Origin of the sequence: Rhizobium sp. NZLR11 (assembly GCF_019685115.1) — a bacterium.
In the GTDB taxonomy this organism is placed as follows: Bacteria; Pseudomonadota; Alphaproteobacteria; order Rhizobiales; family Rhizobiaceae; genus Rhizobium.
The window spans coordinates 506,255-525,152 of record NZ_JABDWD010000001.1 but is presented as its reverse complement, the minus strand read 5'-3'; the positions used below and the strand labels follow the sequence as shown (position 1 = coordinate 525,152).

The window sequence follows — 18,898 nt, the reverse complement described above, 5'->3', positions numbered from 1 at the left end:
CGGCTTATCTTACCCGTTTGTTCTTGGCATCTGCGGCGTAGACCCGGTGGATGAGCTCCGCAACGGCCTTATAGAAGACTGACGGTATGACACTATCGATCGAGACTTGCGCAAACATGGAGCGCGCAAGTGGCGGATCCTCGAACACCGGGATGCCGTTTTTTTCGGCAATCTCCCTGATTTTGAGCGCAATAAGGTCCTGGCCCTTGGCCAGCACCACCGGCGCGTCGTTTTCTTCGCGGGCATAGCGTAGCGCCACCGCATAGTGCGTCGGGTTGGCGATGACGAGCGTCGCCCGGTCCACATTGGCGATCATACGCCGGCGCGCGCGGTCGCGCATCAGCGAGCGCTGCCGCCCCTTGACGAAGGGGTCTCCCTGTGCCTGCTTGTTTTCTTCCTTGATTTCGTGCCGCGTCATCTTCAGCTCGGTGAACCAGTGATGGCGCGTCCAAAAGACATCGACGATCGCCACGATCGCGGTGGCGATCAGCACGACGATGATGATCTTGCGCATCGCCGTCGAGATCCGCACCAGGATCGTCTGCGGATCGGAGAACATCGCGTCGATCGAGCTAAAATATTCGCTTCTGAGCACAAAAAACAGGATCACCCCGACGACGACGACCTTGAACAGCGATTTTCCGAACTCGACGAGGCCCGGCAGGCTGAAGAGCCGTTCCCAGCCTTTGGCGGGAGAGATGCGCGAGGCCTGCGGCCGGATGCGTTCGAGCACCGGCGTCGGCAGGTTCTGGAAGACGGAGGAGGCGATGCCGAACACCATGAACAGGATGAAGGCCGGCGCCAGCAGCGCCGCACATGCCCAGCCGAGCTTGACGAACAGCGAAAGGACGTCGGGACCCGTCTCGATCTTCCACTGGTCGGGTTGCTCAAAGATGTCGCGCAGGGTTTCAGTCATGCGGCCGACGCTGTCGGGGAGGAAGAACACCAGATAGATATAGGTGGCAAGGATGGTCGCAAAGATCGACAGCTCGCGCGAAAACGGCACGTTGCCTTTCTCAGCCGCGTCGGTTTGCTTTTTCGCGGTCGGGGCTTCTGTTTTGCTGTCCTTGTCATCGTCTGCCAAGTCGCGGCCCTCCGTCGAAGAAATAGGCAGCAGCTACTGCATGTCGCCCAAAAGTGTGCAGCGGTTCTGGAATGACGACATGCATCAAAACAAAGAACTAAAGCGCGCCGCGGAAACCGGGTTCCCTGCGGCGCGCTTTAGAGCGCGGCCTGTATTGGAAGGGTAGTCGCCTGTCGCATGGCGATCAACAGCCGCTTTGCAGGCGGCTGGATTTGTCAACAGTCTCGGAGTGCTATGTATGTCGCTCGGAAGCGGGAAGCGGGCAGCGGTATCCGGGATACCGATACGCATAAACCTGGAACGAAAACGGGTCGCACGAATGAAGGTCAATGCGCGCCCCGCTTTAGGCGGCTGCCGAAGCGTCGCCTTCCTTCTCCTTGAGCTCGATCTGGCCTGAGTTGGCCAGGCGAATCGCTTCCTGCGCCACGGCGCGCCGGGCAATGGCAATCTCGCGCGGATTGACGCCGCCCATGCCGCTCTGCAGATCCGATTCGATCATGCGGCGCTGGCGAGGGCTGATGGCGGAGAGAACCGATTCGCGGATCTCTGGCGGCGAACCGCGCAACGCGACGGTGAGCACATCCGTCGAGATGTCGTTGAGCAGCATGACGCGGCTGCGCTGCGGCATGTACATGAGGTCCTCGAACAGGAAGATTTTCGGACGGACCTTGTTGACGGATTCGCGGCTGATCGATTCCAGCGAGGTGAGCAGCGTGTCGACCTGCGGCTTGTCGAGTTCGTTCATGAGATCGGCGACCTTCGTCGAGCCGGCGGCATTGCGCTCTGCCTCTACCTCGGCAAGCAGCGTCATGACCTGGTTCTCGATGATCTGCGCAGCCTTCGGGCTGACGGCCTTCATGTTGACCGTTCGGTTCATGATGTCAGCACGGCGGTTGTCTGGGAGCTGCAGCAGCACCTTGGCGCCGAAGTTGGAAGGCATCATCGAAAGAATATAGGCGACGGTCTGCGGATGTTCGCGCAGCAGGAACTGTGCCACGAAGGTCGGCTCGGCCTCGCTGAGACGATCCCAGATCGAGGTTTCGTAGGCCTGGAATGCCGTGCGGCGGCCGAGCAGGCTGTCGACCTCGTCGGGCGTCAGGCCTTCTTCCAGAATGGCCTCGATCGCCTTGGCATTGTCCATCAGTCCGGCGCCCTCGGTGAAGAGGTCTTCGAATTCGCCGACGAGCATCAAGAGTTCGTCCGGCGGGATGGCGCGCAGCGACTGAGCGGATGAGATAATGGTCTGCAGTTCGGCCTGGGTGAAATATTTCAACAGCCGGCCGGCGACTCCCTTTCCCATAGCGAGAAGAACAGCCGCCGCCTTTTCAGCCTGGGTCAACGGTTTCCCGGCTAGCGCGCCGCCGAAATCGTCAAAGTCCATCATGGTCTAACCTCTCCGTCCCACACAGGGATCAGGCTTTTTTCGTACTCAAAACTTCTATCAGTTTCACACCGAATCGCGTGTCGTCATTATCAAGCACCGTAATCTCGCCGCGCGCAATCCTGCGGCCATTCACCATGATCTCGACCGGTTCGCCGATCTTCTTGTCGAGGGCGATCGTCGCCCCTTCATTGAGGTTCATCAGGCCGGAGACCTGCATGCGGCTGGTGCCGAGCATGATCTGGACGTCGATCGGGATGTCCATGATCAGGTCGAAGTTCGAATTCAGCGCGCTGCCGAGCGGAGCCGGCGATGCGTCGAAAGAGGGGCTGTCGCCGAAATCCATGCCGGCGGCCGGGCTGGCATTGCCGGCGCCGAAATCGCCGCCGAAATCGTCGCCGCCAAACGGGGTGTCCGACATCTCGCCGCCGAAGGCCGCCAGATCGGTTCCTGCTGCGAAGGCGTCGTTCTGCAGGTCGTCGCCAAACTGCGGCAGGTCGCCATCGGCATCCTGCTTCAGCACGCCGCGCAGATCGTCGATCGCTTGGTCGAGATCCGCTTCGCTGCCCGGAAGATCCAGGGAGAGGTCGCTGTTCTGCTGTGTTTTCTTCGTAGCCATGAAATCACTATTCCAGTTGAAACTTGCCTCAAACTGCCTTTGCAGCCCAAAAGCCAGAGAACCGATTAATTCATTAAATGACGGATGAGTTCGTCATCCGAGTTCATCGTATCCCGGACGCGGACCATGTAGTTTTCGCCTGAACGCCCGAACTCGCACACATACAATTCCTTGCTGTTGGCGCTGACCTCGACGCGCACGTCACCGCTGTCGCGGAACGGAATGACGTCGCCGACCATCAGCTTCGATATCGTGCGCAGCGTCAGGTCCTGCAGCCTGATCTTGGCCTCGAGTGTGACATGCGAGCGGCGGACCTGGTCGCCCAGCTGTTCGGTCCACTCCGCCGACTTGCCGGTCGCCTGGCGCTTCGGCTTCGGCGGCGTCACCTTGGTCTTGAGCAGCGCGGTCTGCGGAACCATCAACGAAAATTCCGAAACGATGCCGGCAAGCGTGATCGACATATTGATGGCGGCGGCGAATTCGTCCGGGCGGTCCTCCGGCGGCCGGGCGCGCATCTCGAGCGCGTGCGGGGCCGAAAGGCTCGGTTCGAAACCGCCGGGCGCGTTGACGGCCGAGCGCAGCACCTTGGCGATCTTGTCAAAAACCATCACCGCCAGGTCGATTTCGATGACCGACAGCAGCCGGTCGGCCGGCTCCTCGATCGTATCGGCGGTGGCGCCGAGCAGGTGCTCCATCAGCGTGATGACGAAACCGTTGCCGCAGGCAAGCGTGATGTTCTGCGACCAGTTGCGCAGTGTCACGTCGACGAGGGTGACGTTCGCGTTCAGGTCGTCGATCAGGTGGTTCTTATAGCCGATCTCGCAGCCGAGATAGTTGACCGTCACGTCGAGGCCGGTCTCGCTCTTGATGACGTCGGGAAAGAATTCGCTGTAGACTTCCCCGAAGGAACTGCAGATCTTGGCGACCCTGCCTCTATCGCCAAGCCCGCCTGTCAGCTTGGCGAGAAGGGCAGGATCCATTGCCGGTTTGTCATGCGAAGCATTGCTCATAGTCATTTAAGCCGCCTTGTTTTCGCCGCCTGGGTTCATCATTTCCTGTTCGACCGCGTCGATGGACGGACGCTCGTAAGCCGAGATCGTCTTGCGGCCGTATTCGAGAGCGACCTGCGGCACCGAGCCGTTCATGTAAGCAAGCAGCGTCTGCTTGACGATGACGTAGAGTCGGTGCTGCTTGTTGCGCACGATCTTGATCTGGGAGACCAGCGGCGAGCAGACGCAATAGGACAAGATAATGCCGAGGAAGGTGCCGACGAGCGCCGAGCCGATCAGGTGCCCGAGCACCTCAGGTGAATCGTTGATGTGAGCCATCGCCTTGATGACGCCGAGAACCGCGGCGACGATACCGATCGCCGGGAAGGAATCGCCCATGATCTGGATCGCGTGGTAAGGCTTCATCTTGTCATGCATGATGGTGTTGAGTTCTTCGTCCATCAGCGCCTCGATCTCGTGGCTGCGGGCATTGCCGATGATGATCAGACGCACGTAGTCGCAGATGAACGCCGTCAGTTCCTTGTTCTTCAGAACTGTCGGAGCCTGTTGGAAGATCGTCGATTCGACCGGATTGTCGATATGGGCTTCGATTTCGTTTCGCGACTTGGTGCGCAGGTCGCGCATCAGCGAATAGAGCACGCCGAGCGTGTCGAGATAATTGCGTTCTTTCGGCACAGCGTGCTTGAAGGCTTCGCCGAGCGCTTTGCCGGAATCCTTCACCACTTTCATTGGGTTCGCCATGATGAAGCTGCCGAGGCCGGCGCCGCCGATGATGAGGAATTCGAAGGGCTGGAACAGCGCGTTCACTTCGCCGCCCATCGCCATGAAGCTGCCGACGATGCAGCCGCAGACAACAATAAATCCGATAATAATATTCATCGTCAGCCCAATCTGAACGTTGCTTTTCTCTGAGACGGATAGGATTTCTGCCTTGCGTGAGGCTGATGAAAGGGCTGGTCGCGGGGCATTTCCGCGTGCCAGCTTCGCGCAAGCATCTGCCGTCAGGCTAAAGGAGACGAATGGGTGTCCGCACCCGTTTCTGAGATGCCGCCTCAGCGAAATCCCGGCCGAATCACAAAGACGACGCCCGGCTTTTCGTTCCGTTCATCGCCAATGCTTGGAGCTTACCGACATGCAATCCGGTCTTTATGTTTCACTGTCGTCGCAGATGGCGCTCGAAAAGCGCCTGACCACCATCGCAGACAACATGGCGAACGTGAACACGACCGGCTTTCGCGCCACCGAGGTGAAGTTCGACGAGATGGTGGCGAACTCCAAGAACAAGCTCAACACCAAGGTCGCCTTCGTTTCCCAGGGCAACGACTATCTGAACGAGGGAAATGGCGAATTGCAGCACACCGGCAACATGCTCGATTTCGCCGTCAAAGGTGATGCCTGGTTCTCGCTCGATACGCCGGCAGGCCGCGTCCTGACGAGGGACGGCCGCTTCACGCTCAAGGATACCGGCGAACTCGTGTCGATCCGCGGATATCCCGTTCTCGACGCCGGCGGCGCGCCCATCCAGCTCAACTCGAAGGGCGGCGAGCCGGCCGTCGGCACCGACGGCATCATCTACCAGGGCGACCGCCAGGTCGCCTCGCTCGGGCTGTTCGAGGCCGATGTCAGCAAGGGATACCTACGCTACGAAAACAGCGGCATCATGACCACTGACCAGCCGCGCGCCGTCGTCGACCGCTTCAATGTCGGCGTCGAGCAGGGTTATCTCGAAAACTCCAACGTCAACGCCATGCGCGAGATCACCCAGTTGATCGAAGTCAACCGCGCCTTCGAAAGCGTCTCGTCGCTGATGCGCGACAGCGAGGATTCCTTCAAGGAAGCCGTGCAGACGCTCGGGGGTAGCCGCTAAGCATGAGCACCACACTACTGTCCGAGGACGGTCTTTCCCCAAAATTGGCGCATCTGGCAGATCTCGTCGACCGATACGCATCGCCGGAGTTCGCGGTTGCCCATGGCGGTCGCGTGCAGACCATCGCCGCAGGCCACTACACGGTTCGCGGTCTCTCCCGCCATGTTCGCCTCGGTGAGTTTGTCGCCCATAAATCGGCGACCGGCGTCCATCTGGGTGAGGTCGTTCGCGTCGAGCCGGACCTGATTTATGTCTGCCCGATCGAACCAGGCGAGCCGATCGGCATCAACGATACGGTCATCCGCAAGGGCGCGTTTCGTATCTCACCGTCTGACAGCTGGTGCGGGCGCACCGTCAACTCGCTCTGCGAACCGATCGACGGGCTGGGTCCGATCACCGAGGGCCTCGATCGCCGCTCGATCGCCAATACCGCGCCGCCCTCGATGACCCGCAAGCGTGTCCAGACCGGCTTCAAGACCGGCGTACGCGCGATCGACATCTTCTCGCCGCTCTGCCTCGGGCAGCGCCTCGGCATCTTCGCCGGTTCCGGTGTCGGCAAGTCGACGCTTTTGTCCATGCTCGCCCGCGCCGACGCCTTCGACAAGGTCGTCATTGCGCTTGTCGGCGAACGCGGCCGCGAGGTGCGTGAATTCATCGAGGATACGCTCGGCAGCAATATGAAGAAGGCTATCGCCGTCGTTGCAACCAGCGATGAGAGCCCGATGCTGCGCAAGATGGCGCCGCTGACGGCCGTCACCATCGCCGAACATTTCCGCGACAAGGGCGAGAATGTTCTCTTCATCGTCGACAGCGTCACGCGTTTCGCCCATGCGATCCGCGAGGTGGCGACTGCCTCCGGCGAGCCGCCGATCGCACGCGGTTACCCGGCTTCCGTGTTCACCGAGCTGCCGCGCCTGCTGGAGCGCGCTGGTCCCGGCCCCGAGGGCGCCGGCACCATCACGGCGATCATCTCGATTCTCGTCGACGGCGACAACCACAACGACCCGATCGCTGATTCGACGCGCGGCATCCTCGACGGTCATATCGTCCTGCAACGCAGCCTCGCCGAAGAAGGGCGTTACCCACCGATCGATCCGCTAGCCTCGATTTCGCGTCTTGCCCGCAAGGCCTGGACGCCGGACCAGGAAAAGCTGGTCTCGCGGCTGAAGGTGCTGATCCATCGCTTCGAGGAAACACGCGACCTGCGCCTAATCGGCGGTTACCGCCAGGGTGCCGATCCCGATCTCGATATGGCGGTCAAGCAGGTACCGATCATTTACGACGTCCTGAAACAGTCGCCGGGCGACCGCGACTCGGCCGATGCCTTCGCCGATCTCGCCGGCGCGCTCAAAGCTGCAGCCGGTATGGGCAATCAGGGCGCACCCATTCAGAGGAGATAGACGTGGCTGAATTCGACGACGAACGCATCGCTTCTCTGAAGCAGCGCCGGAAGACCGTCATCCTGGATCGGCTTCTGACTTTCACCGGCCTGGCGCTTGCCGGCGCTTCCGCCTTCTTTCCGTGGTATGTATTTTTCAACGAAGATAAGTTCGGCATCAACGTCGCCGCCAGCGACAATTCGCGCGAATTGCCGGATTGGCCGGCCCGCAACGTCTTCAGCGTCTCGCCGCTTGCCATGATCAACAAGAACGAGCCGGACAAAAAGGCCCCGCCGATCGATCCGCTGACGACGGCAACGGTTTCCGACCTCGGCAAGGAACGCAATGGCCGCCCCATACCCGAGGATCAGCCTTTCCCTGGCAAGTCTTCCTTCCGCCTGCTGCACGTTTCCAACGGCCGGGCGCTGATCGAGGATCCCTCGGGTATGTATGTGGTGCGCATCGGTTCGATCCTGCCCGACGAGAGCCGCCTAGCGACACTCGAGCAGCGCGACGGCAAATGGGTGATCGTTACCTCCAAGGGCGATACCTACCAGAATAATTGAACCTGTCGGCCAACGCCGAAGGCAACAGGGGCTCCGCCGCGAACCGGCCGGAGCCCCTGTTTTTTTGAGCGCAGCGCTGCCCGAAAAGCGCCTTGAAACCTGAATTCCCGTAAGTCCCACGCAAGATTACCGCACTAGGTTCGGGACAGTAAAAACGGAGAGTCTCATGCAACCGATCCAACTTTTCGACTTGGCTTCGCGACAGGCGGAATGGCTGACGATCCGTCAGCAGGTTGTTGCCGGCAACATCGCGAATGCCAACACCCCGAAGTTCCACGCCAAGGACGTCACGCCCTTCGACGCCGTGCTGGACAAGTCCGACATCACCATGACGCGCACCAATCCGGCCCATCTCAGCGGCAATGATTTCAGCGCCAGCGGCGATATCGACGTCAAGGACGCCGCACTCGACCAGGAAATCGGCGTCCAGGAATCAGGCAATACCGTCGGTGTGGCCGAAGAGCTCTCCAAGTCGGGCGATATCAAGCGCCAGTACGATCTGAACACCTCGCTGGTCAGTTCTTTCAACCGCATGATGTTGATGACCGTCAGGAAGTAAAAATTCATGGATCCGCTTTCAGCAGCAATGAAAATCGCCGGTTCCGGGCTCGAGGCGCAGTCGACGCGCCTGCGCATCGTTTCGGAAAACATCGCTAACGCTCGCTCGACCGGCGACACGCCTGGAGCCGACCCCTATCGCCGTAAGACGATCACCTTCGGCCAGCAGATGGATCGCGCCAGCGGCGTCGAGACGGTCGATGTCAAGAAGGTCGGCGTCGACGAAGGCGACTTCAGCACCGAATTCGACCCCAGCAATCCGGCCGCGGATCAGAAGGGCGTCGTCAAACTGCCGAACGTCAACATCCTCGTCGAGATGGCCGACATGCGCGAAGCCAACCGCTCGTATGACGCCAATCTGCAGACCATCAAGCAGACCCGCGATCTCATCTCCTCCACGATCGACCTCCTGAAGAGCCAATAATAATGATCAGCAGCGTCCAGAATGTCAGCAACCTTTCGATGACCCGAGCGCTTGGCGCCGTCGACACCGAAAATTCCGCCTCGTCGTCTGCCGCCACCATGCCGGGCACCGCAGGTGCGGCCAACGGCATGAGCTTTGCCTCCGTCATGGGCAACATGGCAACCGACGCGGTCACCAGCCTGAAGGGTGCGGAAAGCATGTCCTTTGCCGGCATCAAGGGCACGGCGACGACGCGTGAAGTCGTCGATTCCATGCTCCAGGCCGAGCAGACGCTGCAGACCGCGATCGCCATCCGTGACAAGGTCGTCTCGGCCTTTCTCGAAGTCACCAAGATGCAGATGTAACTGAATTGAGGACGAACACATGAGAGCGCTCGCCATCGCAGCAACGGGCATGGATGCCCAGCAGACCAATCTGGAAGTCATCGCGAACAATATCGCCAACATCAATACGACGGGTTTCAAGCGCGCTCGCGCCGAATTCTCCGATCTTCTCTACCAGACCGAACGCGCCAAGGGTGTCGCCAACCGCGCCAACCAGGCCGTCGTCCCGGAAGGCGCCAATATCGGCCTCGGCGTCCAGACCTCGGCGGTGCGCAACCTGCATCTCCAGGGCGAACTGACCCAGACCGGCAACGACCTCGACGTGGCGCTGATCGGCAAGGGCTTCTTTCAGATCCAATCGACCGACGGTACGACGCTCTACAGCCGTGCCGGCGCCTTCAACAAGAACGAGCAGGGCCAGCTCGTCACCATCGACGGCTACGAGGTCCTTCCCGGCATCACCATTCCGACGGGCTCGACCGAGCTGACGATCAGCCGCTCGGGCCAGGTTTCGGCCAAGCTGCCCGGCGCGACGACCGCGACCACGCTTGGCCAGCTGACGCTTGCCGATTTCGTCAATGAGGCCGGCCTCCAGCCGATCGGCGACAATCTCTTCCAGGAAACGGCTGCCTCCGGCGAAGCCGTCGTCGGCAATCCCGACGAGGAAGGTTTCGCCTACATGAAGCAAGGCTATCTGGAATCCTCGAACGTCGACCCGGTGAAGGAAATTACCGAGCTGATCTCGGCCCAGCGCGCTTACGAAATGAATTCCAAGGTGATCACCACCGCTGACGAAATGGCCACCGTCGTCAGCAAGAACCTGAAGTAGAGGGAAGGGCCGAAACATGATGTTTTGCCGGGCAGGACACATCTCAGGATGGGTGGCGGCAGCCACGATCGCAGTCGCGGGCATTTTCTTGCCCGCGGACGCGGGTGCCGGCATGGGTTATGCCGTCGTCCCGACGACGATCATCTACCCCGGCGACACACTGTCGGCCAGCCAGCTTCAGGAGGTCGAGGTCACCAACCCCAACCTCGCCGGCGATTTTGCCAAATCCATTTCCCAGGTCGAAGGCATGGTCTCCAAGCGCACGTTGCTGCCGGGCCGCACGATTTCGGTTTCGGGTCTGCGCGAAGCCTATACGGTGACCCGCGGCTCGTCGATCCGCCTGGTCTTTTCGCTTGGCGCGATGACGATCTCGGCTGCCGGCTCGCCGCTCGAAGACGGCTCGACCGGGCAGGTCGTGCGCGCACGCAATATGGATTCCGGGGTTATCGTCAGCGGCACGGTGCTTGCGGACGGCACGGTCCATGTGAGGGCAAAATGAAATTGTTCTTCCGTTTCTTGACCCTTGTCGCGGTCTTCGCCATGAGCCTGGCCGACGTCGCGCCCGCCTGGGCGCTGACCTCCCGCATCAAGGATATCGCTTCGCTTCAGGCCGGCCGTGACAACCAGCTGATCGGTTATGGCCTGATCGTCGGTCTGCAGGGAACCGGCGACGGCTTCCGTGCCTCGCCTTTCACCGAGCAGTCGATGCGGGCGATGCTGCAGAATCTCGGCATCTCGACTCAGGGCGGCCAGTCCAACGCCAAGAACACGGCGGCCGTCATGGTCACCGCCAACCTGCCGCCCTTCGCTAGCCCCGGCAGCCGCATCGACGTGACGGTGAGTTCGCTCGGCGATGCGACGTCGCTGCGCGGCGGCACGCTCGTCATGACCTCGCTTTCCGGCGCCGACGGCCAGATCTATGCCGTCGCGCAGGGCGCCGCCATCGTTTCCGGATTTCAGGCGCAGGGCCAGGCCGCAACGGTGACCGAAGGCGTGACGACCGCCGGCCGCGTGCCCGGCGGCGCGATCATCGAACGCGAACTTCCGTCGCGCTTCAAGGACTCGGTCAATCTCGTCCTGCAGCTGCGCAACCCCGACTTCTCGACGGCAATCCGCATCGCCGACATCGTCAACGGTTATGCCTCGGCACGCTTCGGCGGCCCGGTCGCCGAAGCCAAGGATTCGCAGGAAGTGGTGATCCAGAAGCCGCGCACGGCCGATCTCACCCGGCTGATGGCCGACCTCGAAAATCTCATCGTCGAAACCGATACGCCGGCCAAGGTGGTCATCAACGAGCGCACCGGAACGATCGTCATCGGCTCGGACGTCCGCGTTTCGCCGGTTGCAGTCAGCTACGGCACACTGACGGTTCAGGTTACCGAGACGCCGCAGATCATCCAGCCCGAACCTTTCTCGCAGGGCCGGACCGCCGTCCAGCCGCAGACCGATATCGCGGCTGAGCAGACCGGCGGGCGCGTCGCCATCATCGACGGTCCCGACCTCAGGACCCTCGTCGCCGGTCTCAACAATATCGGCGTGAAGCCGGATGGCATCATCGCCATTCTCCAGGGCATCAAGTCGGCAGGCGCCCTGCAGGCGGAGCTTGTGCTGCAATGATAAAGTTCATCAACCCTGACATGACGGTCCTGCAATTGCTGCGCCGGCTGGCGCTGCCCGCAGCAGGCCTCGTCCTTCTGTCGATCCCGGGCGCCTTCGCGCAGGAGCATGCGCCGGCGGGAGACATCATCTCCCAGGACGAGGTCAAGCAGTTCTGCACCAACATCGCCGACCCCGCCCGCGACCAGCGTTACCTCCTGCAGAAGCAGGAGCTGGAAAAGCTTCGCGCCGACATCGACGCCCGCATGGCGGAAATGGATAAACGCAAGGCCGAATACCAGGACTGGCTGAAGCGGCGCGACGATTTCCTGAAGCAGGCTGAAGCCGGCCTCACTGAGATCTATAAGAAGATGAAGCCGGATGTGGCCGCACTCCAGCTGCAGGATATGAAGATCGAGGTGGCCTCCGCCGTGATCATGCGGCTCGGACCGCGTCAGTCGAGCCTCATCCTCAACGAGATGGACGCGAAGAAGGCCGCGGCCATCGCCAGCGTCATCGCCAGTGCGTCCGATCCCAATACGTCGAAGGATCCTTCATGAATATGCGTCTCCCGGCCGCGATTGCCGCCCTCGCACTCCTTGCGGGTTGCCAGTCTCCGACGGCAGTCAGCGAGATCGGCCGTGCGCCCGCCATGAGCCCGATCGGCAGCGGCCTTGCCTACGGCCAGACGCCGCAGATGGCGCTTTATCCGAAGCAGCCGCGCGCTGTGGCGCAGGGTTATTCGCTGTGGAGCGATTCACAGGCGGCGCTCTTCAAGGATGCACGCGCGCTCAACGTCGGCGACATCCTGACCGTCGACATTCAGATCAACGACAAGGGTTCTTTCGACAACGAGACCAACCGCAGCCGCAAGAATTCGAGCGGCATGAACTGGGACGTCAACGCCCAGATCTTCGGCTGGACGCCTCAGTCCAAGACCGACCTGACCTATGGCTCCGACACCAGCACCGACGGCAAGGGCAAGATCGAGCGCACCGACAAGCTGACGTTGCTGGTCGCCGCCGTCGTCACCGGCATTCTCGAAAACGGCAACCTCGTCATATCGGGCTCGCAGGAAGTCCGATTGAACCAGGAACTGCGTATCCTGAACGTCGCCGGTATCGTTCGTCCGCAGGACGTCAATGCCGAAAACCAGATCTCCTACGACAAGATCGCCGAAGCCCGCATCTCCTACGGTGGCCGCGGCCGCCTGATGGAAGTGCAGCAGCCTCCGCGCGGCCAGCAGGCCGTCGATCTTTTCTCGCCGCTTTGAGGCTGAACGACGATGGCAGAGCCAGACGCAAGCGCAGATCAATCAAAGAAGAAATCCGGCACGCTGATGACGATCATCGGCGTCGCCGTCCTGACGCTGCTCGGCGCCGGTGGCGGCTGGGCGGTCGGCACGATCGTCGCGCCCAACATCAAGGGCGCCAAGGAGGCCGAGCAGGCCAAGGACGCCGAAGCGAAGAAAAAGGGTGAGGAAGGCCTGGCCCACATCTCCACCGAGGCCAACAACGTCGTCCAGCTCGAGCCGATCACGTCGAATCTCGCTTACCCCTCCGAAAACTGGGTCCGACTTGAGGTCGCGCTGCTCTTCAACGGGCCGCCGGATGTCAAGGTTTCCGAGGATATTCATCAGGATATCCTCGCATATATCAGGACCGTTTCCCTGCAGCAGATCGAGGGGCCGCGGGGCTTTCAATATCTCAAGGATGACATACAGGAACGTGTTGACCTTCGCTCGCAAGGGCGCGTATCGAAGGTCATGTTCAGGACATTTGTCATCGAATGATTCGTCTCATAGTTTTCCTTGCCGCCATGATAGCGGTACCGGAACTGGCGGTGGCACAGCAGCTGCCGACTAACCTGTTGAACGTGCCGGTCGATGGCTCCGTCGCCGCCTGGATCATCCGCACCTTCGGCCTGCTGACCATTCTTTCGGTCGCGCCGGGCATCCTGATCATGGTGACGAGCTTCCCGCGCTTCATCATCGCCTTCTCGATCCTGCGCTCAGGCATGGGCCTCTCCTCCACGCCCTCCAACATGATCCTTCTGTCGCTGTCGCTGTTCATGACCTTCTACGTCATGTCGCCGACCTTCGATCAGGCCTGGCAGAACGGCGTGCAGCCGCTGCTTGCCAATCAGATCAACGAAACCGAGGCGGTCCAGCGGATCGCCGAACCGTTCCGCACCTTCATGTCGGCCAATACCCGCGACAAGGATCTGGCGCTCTTCGTCGATCTGGCGCGTGAACGCGGACAAAATATCCAGACGACCGATCCGATCGACTACCGTGTGCTGATCCCGGCCTTCATGATTTCCGAGATTCGCCGCGGCTTCGAGATCGGCTTCCTCGTCGTCCTGCCGTTCCTCGTCATCGACCTGATCGTCGCTACCATCACCATGGCGATGGGCATGATGATGCTGCCGCCGACCTCGATCTCGCTGCCGTTCAAAATTCTCTTCTTCGTGCTGATCGACGGCTGGAACCTGCTTGTCGGCAGCCTGGTGCGCTCATTCAACTGACAGGCTGCGGCCTCTTCCTTTTCCAAACGTGAAAACCCGCCGGATTGCCCCGGCGGGTTCTTTCGTGGCGTTAAAAGCCTCACTCCGCGGCGAACGGCGCGGTGCGCGGCGGCAGCGCCGCAATGTCCATGTGGTCGGGTGCGAGACCCTGCTTGGCGCGCGCGGCCATGATTTCGTAGGCCTGCTCCAGATGGTCGCAGAACCGTTCGGCATCGAAGAGCGGCGCAATATAGCGCTTCTCCTTGAGGTGTGCCTTGTATCTGGCGATCCGCCCGGGATTCTCGGCCAGTTCCACGGCCATATCCTCGTAGTCCTGCAGGTCGCTTGCGACGAGGTCGGGTAGGCCGATGGCCCGCAGCAGGCTCTCGCTGACGCGTGAGGCGAAGTTGGTGCCCTTGACGGTTAGGACCGGCAGGCCGCCCCAGAGCTGCTCCGAGGTGGTCGTGTGGCCGTTGACGGGGAAGGTGTCGATGCCGAGGTCCGCCGCCTGCTGACGGTCGATGTGCTGTTCGTAGGGAGCGCGCGGGCAGAAGATGATCCGCTTGGGCGAAATGCCTGCCGCCTGGAACTGCTTCAAGAGGTTTGCCTGGTTGCGCGGCGTACTCGCCATCAGCCAGAGCAAGCTGTTCGGCGCGCGCTTGAGAATGCGGCACCAGCTGTCGACGACCTCAGGCGTAATCTTGCGGTTGCCGTTGAAGGAGGCGAAGATGAAGGCATCTTCCGGCAGGCCGAGCTGCTCACGGGTGACGGCGCGCGGCTTCGGACGATGCATCGGATCGTTCGGCTGATAGCTTTCCGGCAGCCGGCAGAATTTCTCGTGATAGAAAGGCTTGGCCACCTCGGGCAATACCGAATGGTCGCCGATGACATAGTCCAGGTCGATGTTGACGGTGCTGCCGGGGAAGCCGAGCCAGCCGACATGCACCGGTGCAAGTGGCATGTTGAAGGCCGTCGCGCGGCTGCCTGATGTATGACCCTTCAGGTCGACCATGATGTCGATATTGTGCGTGCGCACCGTTTCCAGCATTGCCTGGTCGGAGAAGCCGTGAACGGTGACGATCCTGCCCCAGCGGCTGCGATCGGTGTCGTTGTGCTTCAAGTATTCCGGGCCTGTATGGCAAAAGAGCGTCACCTCGAACCGATCCTTGTCGTGCAGTTCGAGGATGCGTTGCAGCAGCTTCATCGTCGCGTGGCGATCCCAGAAGTCCGACGACATGTAGCCGATGCGGATCTTGTCCGACCAGACGTGTGGCTGGTTACGGCGGAAGGTCACCCGTTCCTGGTTGAGGGGCGTGGTGCCGATTGTCGCATAGCGGTTGAAGTCTTCGTTGCCGCACCAGTGCAGGTGATAGAACGGGTTGTCCTTGCGTAGGATCTCGGTATCGCCCTTTGCAAGGGCTGCGTCGATCACCGCCTGATGCTTGGCTGCCTCTTCGAATTCGTTGAATTCGCGGGCGAAAACGAGGTGGAGAAAGCGGAAGGCGTGATTGCCTGGAAAACGCTTGAAGAGGTTGCGCGCCAGCTTCTGGTTGGTTGCGTCGTTGAGATCGTCGCTGAGCAGCAGGGCCGCCAGGCGCATGTGATCGGGATTCATGCTTTCCGACAGCACGGTCTTGAACGGACGGATGATATCGCGCTGCTGGCGTTTCAGATAGATCGCGGTGATGATGAAGGCGAGTTCCGCATCTTCCTGCGCCTTGGCGAGATTTCGCATGGCGATCAGCAGCGCGTCGTCCTCGTTGCCGGTCTCATAGTGCAGCTTGGCAGCTTGCTTCTGATATTCGTAGGCGTTCGGTCCTTCGCAGTTGCCGGCCAGACCATAGGCTTTCGCGGCATCGGTTTTGAAGCCGAGCTGCACGAGGTTCTTGGCCAGCAGCGCATAGGTCTTGGCGTCCTGCTGGATATCCATCAGCTGGTTGAGCGTTGCCAGGGACTGTGTGTAGCGGCCCAGCTGGTAATCCTTGGATGCCGCAGAGAACGAAACTTTGCTGTTCAAAACCCAACTCCGTGAAGGAAATGTTCTGGCATGGCTGTCGATCGCCCGGCGCACACACGCTCAGTCCTCCCCGAAAAGGGTGGATCGGTCTGATGGTGCTATCCCGGCGCCTGTCACATTGCCATGCGAACCTTGCTTGAAACCGGTGCGCCTCATGAAACGCTTCGTTCCCTGAGAGAAAACGGTTTCTTTCTCGGTACGTTAGCATGCGAAGCAATAGATTCAGCCCGCATTAACTATACGAGGTAAGGAGCCGGCACGGACCCTCTGTTTTTAAGAAGTTGGCAAGCATTGGCTGCGAGATTGCCCTGGACATGACGGGTTTGGGCCAAACAAAAAAAAGGCGCCGAGTAGCATGAAGCTGGTCCGTCATCGCCGGTACTACAGTCCGGTATGTCCTCCTTTTTGTATCTAGTTTCCAGGGGACAGATTTATGACAAGCATTAACACGAACACTTCCGCACAGGCCGCTCTGCAGACGCTGCGCAACGTCAACCAGGGTCTCCAGTCAACCCAGGCTCACGTTTCGTCCGGTTATCGCGTCGGCAAGGCATCCGACAACGCGGCTTACTGGTCGATCGCAACGACCATGCGCTCGGACAACAAGGCGCTTTCTGCGGTTTCCGACGCTCTCGGCATGGGTGCTGCGAAGGTCGACACCGCCTACACCGCCATGGACAGCGCCATCGACGTCGTCGGCGACATCAAGGCCAAGCTGGTTGCCGCCACTGAAAACGGCGTCGACAAGGCGAAGGTCCAGGAAGAAATCGGCCAGCTGCAGCAGCAGCTGATGAGCGTCGCTCAGTCGGCTTCCTTCAACGGCGAAAACTGGGTGGCCGGCGCTTCCGGCACCAAGAGCGTCGTTTCCTCCTTCGTTCGCGACGGCTCCAACGCCGTTTCGGTCACCACGACCGACTACGTTCTCGACAGTGGCTCTGCGGGCAACGTTCTGTTCGGCATGAGCGGCGGTTCGGTCGAAACCTCCACGGGTATCCTCGGTACGTCGAATGGCGCGACCGGTTCTATCTACGCGATGGACATCACCAGCTTCACCGCCGGCCAGATCCAATCGGCTCTGAGCAACGTTGAATCGGCTCTGAAGTCCATGACCAGCGCCGGTGCTGCTCTCGGCTCGCTTTCCAAGCGTATCGACAACCAGGACACCTTCGTCAGCGCCCTCAGCGACTCGATCGACTCCGGTATCGGCCGTCTCGTCGACGCCAACATGGAAGAAGAATCCTCCAAGCTCAGCGCCTTGCAGACCCAGCAGCAGCTGGCGATCCAGTCGCTGTCGATCGCGAATTCCTCTTCGCAGAACATCCTGTCGCTGTTCCGCTAAGACCGGTCGGCACAAGGTTTCCAAGTTTCGCGGCCGGGTCATCCCCGGCCGCGAAATGTTTTAACATAAGGTTAATGAAAACTCTTCTAAGTATCAGATATTTTTAAGTAATTTCCAGTTTTGATTTAGCTTTCCTTAACCATCTTGGTGTTTTCTAGGCCCATCGAAACGGCGAGTTAACCTTAACAAAAAATGGTTAGCAGGCATGATGCTGATCGCTGTGGGCCGGCCGAAAATCCGGAATGTCCCTTCTTAAAATCTGCCAACAAGGGGCAATTAAACTATGACGAGCATCAACACCAATAACGCTGCAATGGCAGCCCTCCAGACTCTCCGTGGCATCAACCAGGGTCTCCAGACAACCCAGGCTCACGTGTCGTCCGGCTATCGCGTCGGCAAGGCTTCCGACAACGCTGCTTACTGGTCCATCGCAACGACGATGCGTTCGGACAACAAAGCTCTCTCGGCTGTTTCCGACGCTCTCGGCCTCGGCGCCGCTAAGGTCGACACCGCTTATTCCGCCATGGACAGCGCCATCGACGTCGTCGGCGACATCAAGGCCAAACTGGTTGCCGCCACTGAAAACGGCGTCGACAAGGCCAAGGTCCAGGAAGAAATCAGCCAGCTGCAGCAGCAGCTGATGAGCGTCGCTCAGTCGGCTTCCTTCTCGGGTGAAAACTGGGTGGCCGGCGCTTCCGGCACCAAGAATGTCGTTGCCTCCTTCGTCCGTGACGGCTCCAACGCCGTGTCGGTCGTGATGACCGACTATGTGCTCGACGATAGCAGCGTGGGCAACGTTCTGTTCGGCATGAGCGGCGGGGCAGTCGAAACCTCCACGGGTATTCTCGGCACGTCGAATGGCGCGACCGGTTCTGTCTACGCGATGGACATCACCAACTTCACCCTCGGCGAGATCCAGTCGGCTCTGACGAACGTTGAATCGGCTCTGAAGTCCATGACCAGCGCCGGCGCTGCTCTCGGCTCGGTCTCCAAGCGCATCGAACTGCAGGAAAACTTCGTGTCCGCACTCAGCGACTCGATCGACTCCGGTGTCGGCCGCCTCGTCGACGCCGACATGGAAGAAGAATCCTCCAAGCTCAGCGCTCTGCAGACCCAGCAGCAGCTGGCCGTGCAATCGCTGTCGATCGCGAACTCCTCTTCGCAGACGATCCTCACGCTGTTCCGCGGCTAATAACCGCAGAAAACATCGGCCCGCCGGTCTCCGGCGAGCCCCCAGCAACGAGCCGCGCTTCTATGGAGCGCGGTTTTTTTAATGTCCGTTAACGATCGATTAACCATAATGCTGTTTTCTCAGGTCAACGAGACGGTGGGTTAACCAAATCTAAGAATCGGTTAACAGGCATGAGGCTGGTCCCCGTTCCCGGTAGCGTTCCGGAATGT

At 60.5% G+C, this 18,898-nt stretch carries 21 protein-coding genes; 15 read left to right on the top strand and 6 right to left on the bottom strand.

Annotated elements, in window-relative coordinates:
- Positions 1-4 precede the first annotated feature (4 nt).
- The 5 genes from flhB to motA all read right to left on the bottom strand — a co-directional run bounded on the left by flhB (position 5) and on the right by motA (position 4,973).
- On the bottom strand, positions 5-1,084 hold the full coding sequence (gene flhB / locus HJB83_RS02450; protein WP_207582922.1) for a flagellar biosynthesis protein FlhB: 1,080 nt from the start codon (positions 1,082-1,084) through the stop codon (positions 5-7).
- A gap of 343 nt (positions 1,085-1,427) precedes the next feature.
- Entirely contained in the window at positions 1,428-2,468 is a 1,041-nt protein-coding gene (fliG, locus tag HJB83_RS02445; protein ID WP_207582923.1) for a flagellar motor switch protein FliG, read from the bottom strand.
- 28 nt (positions 2,469-2,496) lie between these two features.
- On the bottom strand, positions 2,497-3,084 hold the full coding sequence (fliN, locus tag HJB83_RS02440) for a flagellar motor switch protein FliN (protein WP_207582924.1): 588 nt from the start codon (positions 3,082-3,084) through the stop codon (positions 2,497-2,499).
- Positions 3,085-3,149: 65 nt separating this feature from the next.
- The gene (locus tag HJB83_RS02435) at positions 3,150-4,100 is read right to left on the bottom strand and encodes a FliM/FliN family flagellar motor switch protein (RefSeq protein ID WP_207582925.1); all 951 of its coding nucleotides are present in this window, start codon (positions 4,098-4,100) and stop codon (positions 3,150-3,152) included.
- Positions 4,101-4,973: a flagellar motor stator protein MotA gene (gene motA / locus HJB83_RS02430; protein ID WP_207582926.1), complete on the bottom strand. Its 873-nt coding sequence runs from the start codon at positions 4,971-4,973 to the stop codon at positions 4,101-4,103. It lies immediately after the preceding gene.
- 253 nt (positions 4,974-5,226) lie between these two features.
- On the opposite strand from motA, the gene flgF reads away from it, so the two are divergent.
- The 13 genes from flgF to fliP all read left to right on the top strand — a co-directional run bounded on the left by flgF (position 5,227) and on the right by fliP (position 14,162).
- Positions 5,227-5,961 (top strand): flagellar basal-body rod protein FlgF, encoded by a 735-nt coding sequence (flgF, locus tag HJB83_RS02425; protein WP_207582927.1) that lies wholly within the window; start codon positions 5,227-5,229, stop codon positions 5,959-5,961.
- Positions 5,962-5,963: 2 nt separating this feature from the next.
- Positions 5,964-7,361 (top strand): flagellar protein export ATPase FliI, encoded by a 1,398-nt coding sequence (fliI, locus tag HJB83_RS02420; protein WP_207582928.1) that lies wholly within the window; start codon positions 5,964-5,966, stop codon positions 7,359-7,361.
- A 2-nt stretch (positions 7,362-7,363) separates the two neighbouring features.
- Complete coding sequence (locus tag HJB83_RS02415) at positions 7,364-7,906, top strand: flagellar protein (protein ID WP_221116093.1); 543 nt, start codon at positions 7,364-7,366, stop codon at positions 7,904-7,906.
- A gap of 166 nt (positions 7,907-8,072) precedes the next feature.
- Entirely contained in the window at positions 8,073-8,465 is a 393-nt protein-coding gene (flgB, locus tag HJB83_RS02410; protein WP_207582930.1) for a flagellar basal body rod protein FlgB, read from the top strand.
- Between the two features lie 6 nt (positions 8,466-8,471).
- Positions 8,472-8,888 carry a flagellar basal body rod protein FlgC gene (gene flgC, locus HJB83_RS02405; RefSeq protein ID WP_007633309.1) on the top strand — a complete coding sequence of 139 codons (417 nt, stop codon included), beginning with the start codon at positions 8,472-8,474 and terminating at the stop codon, positions 8,886-8,888.
- Between the two features lie 2 nt (positions 8,889-8,890).
- Complete coding sequence (locus tag HJB83_RS02400; RefSeq protein WP_207582931.1) at positions 8,891-9,232, top strand: flagellar hook-basal body complex protein FliE; 342 nt, start codon at positions 8,891-8,893, stop codon at positions 9,230-9,232.
- A gap of 19 nt (positions 9,233-9,251) precedes the next feature.
- On the top strand, positions 9,252-10,040 hold the full coding sequence (gene flgG, locus HJB83_RS02395; RefSeq protein ID WP_164006538.1) for a flagellar basal-body rod protein FlgG: 789 nt from the start codon (positions 9,252-9,254) through the stop codon (positions 10,038-10,040).
- A 16-nt stretch (positions 10,041-10,056) separates the two neighbouring features.
- Positions 10,057-10,539 (top strand): flagellar basal body P-ring formation chaperone FlgA, encoded by a 483-nt coding sequence (gene flgA, locus HJB83_RS02390; RefSeq protein WP_207582932.1) that lies wholly within the window; start codon positions 10,057-10,059, stop codon positions 10,537-10,539.
- Positions 10,536-11,657: a flagellar basal body P-ring protein FlgI gene (locus HJB83_RS02385; RefSeq protein WP_207582933.1), complete on the top strand. Its 1,122-nt coding sequence runs from the start codon at positions 10,536-10,538 to the stop codon at positions 11,655-11,657. The genes flgA and HJB83_RS02385 overlap by 4 nt, the downstream gene beginning before the upstream one ends.
- Positions 11,654-12,196: a MotE family protein gene (locus HJB83_RS02380; RefSeq protein ID WP_207582934.1), complete on the top strand. Its 543-nt coding sequence runs from the start codon at positions 11,654-11,656 to the stop codon at positions 12,194-12,196. The genes HJB83_RS02385 and HJB83_RS02380 overlap by 4 nt, the downstream gene beginning before the upstream one ends.
- Complete coding sequence (flgH, locus tag HJB83_RS02375) at positions 12,193-12,909, top strand: flagellar basal body L-ring protein FlgH (protein ID WP_221131266.1); 717 nt, start codon at positions 12,193-12,195, stop codon at positions 12,907-12,909. Before HJB83_RS02380 ends, flgH begins: the two co-directional genes overlap by 4 nt.
- A 12-nt stretch (positions 12,910-12,921) precedes the next feature.
- Positions 12,922-13,428, top strand: a complete 507-nt coding sequence (fliL, locus tag HJB83_RS02370; RefSeq protein ID WP_207582935.1) for a flagellar basal body-associated protein FliL — start codon at positions 12,922-12,924, stop codon at positions 13,426-13,428.
- Entirely contained in the window at positions 13,425-14,162 is a 738-nt protein-coding gene (fliP, locus tag HJB83_RS02365; RefSeq protein ID WP_207582936.1) for a flagellar type III secretion system pore protein FliP, read from the top strand. Before fliL ends, fliP begins: the two co-directional genes overlap by 4 nt.
- A gap of 79 nt (positions 14,163-14,241) precedes the next feature.
- Here the strand turns inward: fliP and HJB83_RS02360 are convergent, their stop codons facing one another.
- Positions 14,242-16,158, bottom strand: coding sequence for a glycosyl transferase (locus HJB83_RS02360; protein ID WP_221131265.1), 1,917 nt, complete (start codon positions 16,156-16,158; stop codon positions 14,242-14,244).
- Between the two features lie 433 nt (positions 16,159-16,591).
- Between HJB83_RS02360 and HJB83_RS02355 the strand changes: the two genes are divergently transcribed.
- Both HJB83_RS02355 and HJB83_RS02350 read left to right on the top strand, forming a co-directional pair.
- On the top strand, positions 16,592-17,497 hold the full coding sequence (locus tag HJB83_RS02355) for a flagellin (RefSeq protein WP_221116091.1): 906 nt from the start codon (positions 16,592-16,594) through the stop codon (positions 17,495-17,497).
- 283 nt (positions 17,498-17,780) lie between these two features.
- Positions 17,781-18,689, top strand: a complete 909-nt coding sequence (locus HJB83_RS02350) for a flagellin (protein WP_207582939.1) — start codon at positions 17,781-17,783, stop codon at positions 18,687-18,689.
- The last annotated feature ends 209 nt before the right edge of the window (positions 18,690-18,898 follow it).

Bases quoted from the DNA above. Each gene is read 5' to 3' on its own strand.
- fliG (WP_207582923.1), bottom strand. From the start codon at position 2,468: ATGATGGACTTTGACGATTTCGGCGGCGCGCTAGCCGGGAAACCGTTG.
- fliN (WP_207582924.1), bottom strand. From the start codon at position 3,084: ATGGCTACGAAGAAAACACAGCAGAACAGCGACCTCTCCCTGGATCTT.
- HJB83_RS02435 (WP_207582925.1), bottom strand. From the start codon at position 4,100: ATGACTATGAGCAATGCTTCGCATGACAAACCGGCAATGGATCCTGCC.
- motA (WP_207582926.1), bottom strand. From the start codon at position 4,973: ATGAATATTATTATCGGATTTATTGTTGTCTGCGGCTGCATCGTCGGC.
- flgF (WP_207582927.1), top strand. From the start codon at position 5,227: ATGCAATCCGGTCTTTATGTTTCACTGTCGTCGCAGATGGCGCTCGAA.
- fliI (WP_207582928.1), top strand. From the start codon at position 5,964: ATGAGCACCACACTACTGTCCGAGGACGGTCTTTCCCCAAAATTGGCG.
- flgB (WP_207582930.1), top strand. From the start codon at position 8,073: ATGCAACCGATCCAACTTTTCGACTTGGCTTCGCGACAGGCGGAATGG.
- flgC (WP_007633309.1), top strand. From the start codon at position 8,472: ATGGATCCGCTTTCAGCAGCAATGAAAATCGCCGGTTCCGGGCTCGAG.
- HJB83_RS02400 (WP_207582931.1), top strand. From the start codon at position 8,891: ATGATCAGCAGCGTCCAGAATGTCAGCAACCTTTCGATGACCCGAGCG.
- flgG (WP_164006538.1), top strand. From the start codon at position 9,252: ATGAGAGCGCTCGCCATCGCAGCAACGGGCATGGATGCCCAGCAGACC.
- flgA (WP_207582932.1), top strand. From the start codon at position 10,057: ATGATGTTTTGCCGGGCAGGACACATCTCAGGATGGGTGGCGGCAGCC.
- HJB83_RS02385 (WP_207582933.1), top strand. From the start codon at position 10,536: ATGAAATTGTTCTTCCGTTTCTTGACCCTTGTCGCGGTCTTCGCCATG.
- HJB83_RS02380 (WP_207582934.1), top strand. From the start codon at position 11,654: ATGATAAAGTTCATCAACCCTGACATGACGGTCCTGCAATTGCTGCGC.
- flgH (WP_221131266.1), top strand. From the start codon at position 12,193: ATGAATATGCGTCTCCCGGCCGCGATTGCCGCCCTCGCACTCCTTGCG.
- fliL (WP_207582935.1), top strand. From the start codon at position 12,922: ATGGCAGAGCCAGACGCAAGCGCAGATCAATCAAAGAAGAAATCCGGC.
- fliP (WP_207582936.1), top strand. From the start codon at position 13,425: ATGATTCGTCTCATAGTTTTCCTTGCCGCCATGATAGCGGTACCGGAA.
- HJB83_RS02355 (WP_221116091.1), top strand. From the start codon at position 16,592: ATGACAAGCATTAACACGAACACTTCCGCACAGGCCGCTCTGCAGACG.
- HJB83_RS02350 (WP_207582939.1), top strand. From the start codon at position 17,781: ATGACGAGCATCAACACCAATAACGCTGCAATGGCAGCCCTCCAGACT.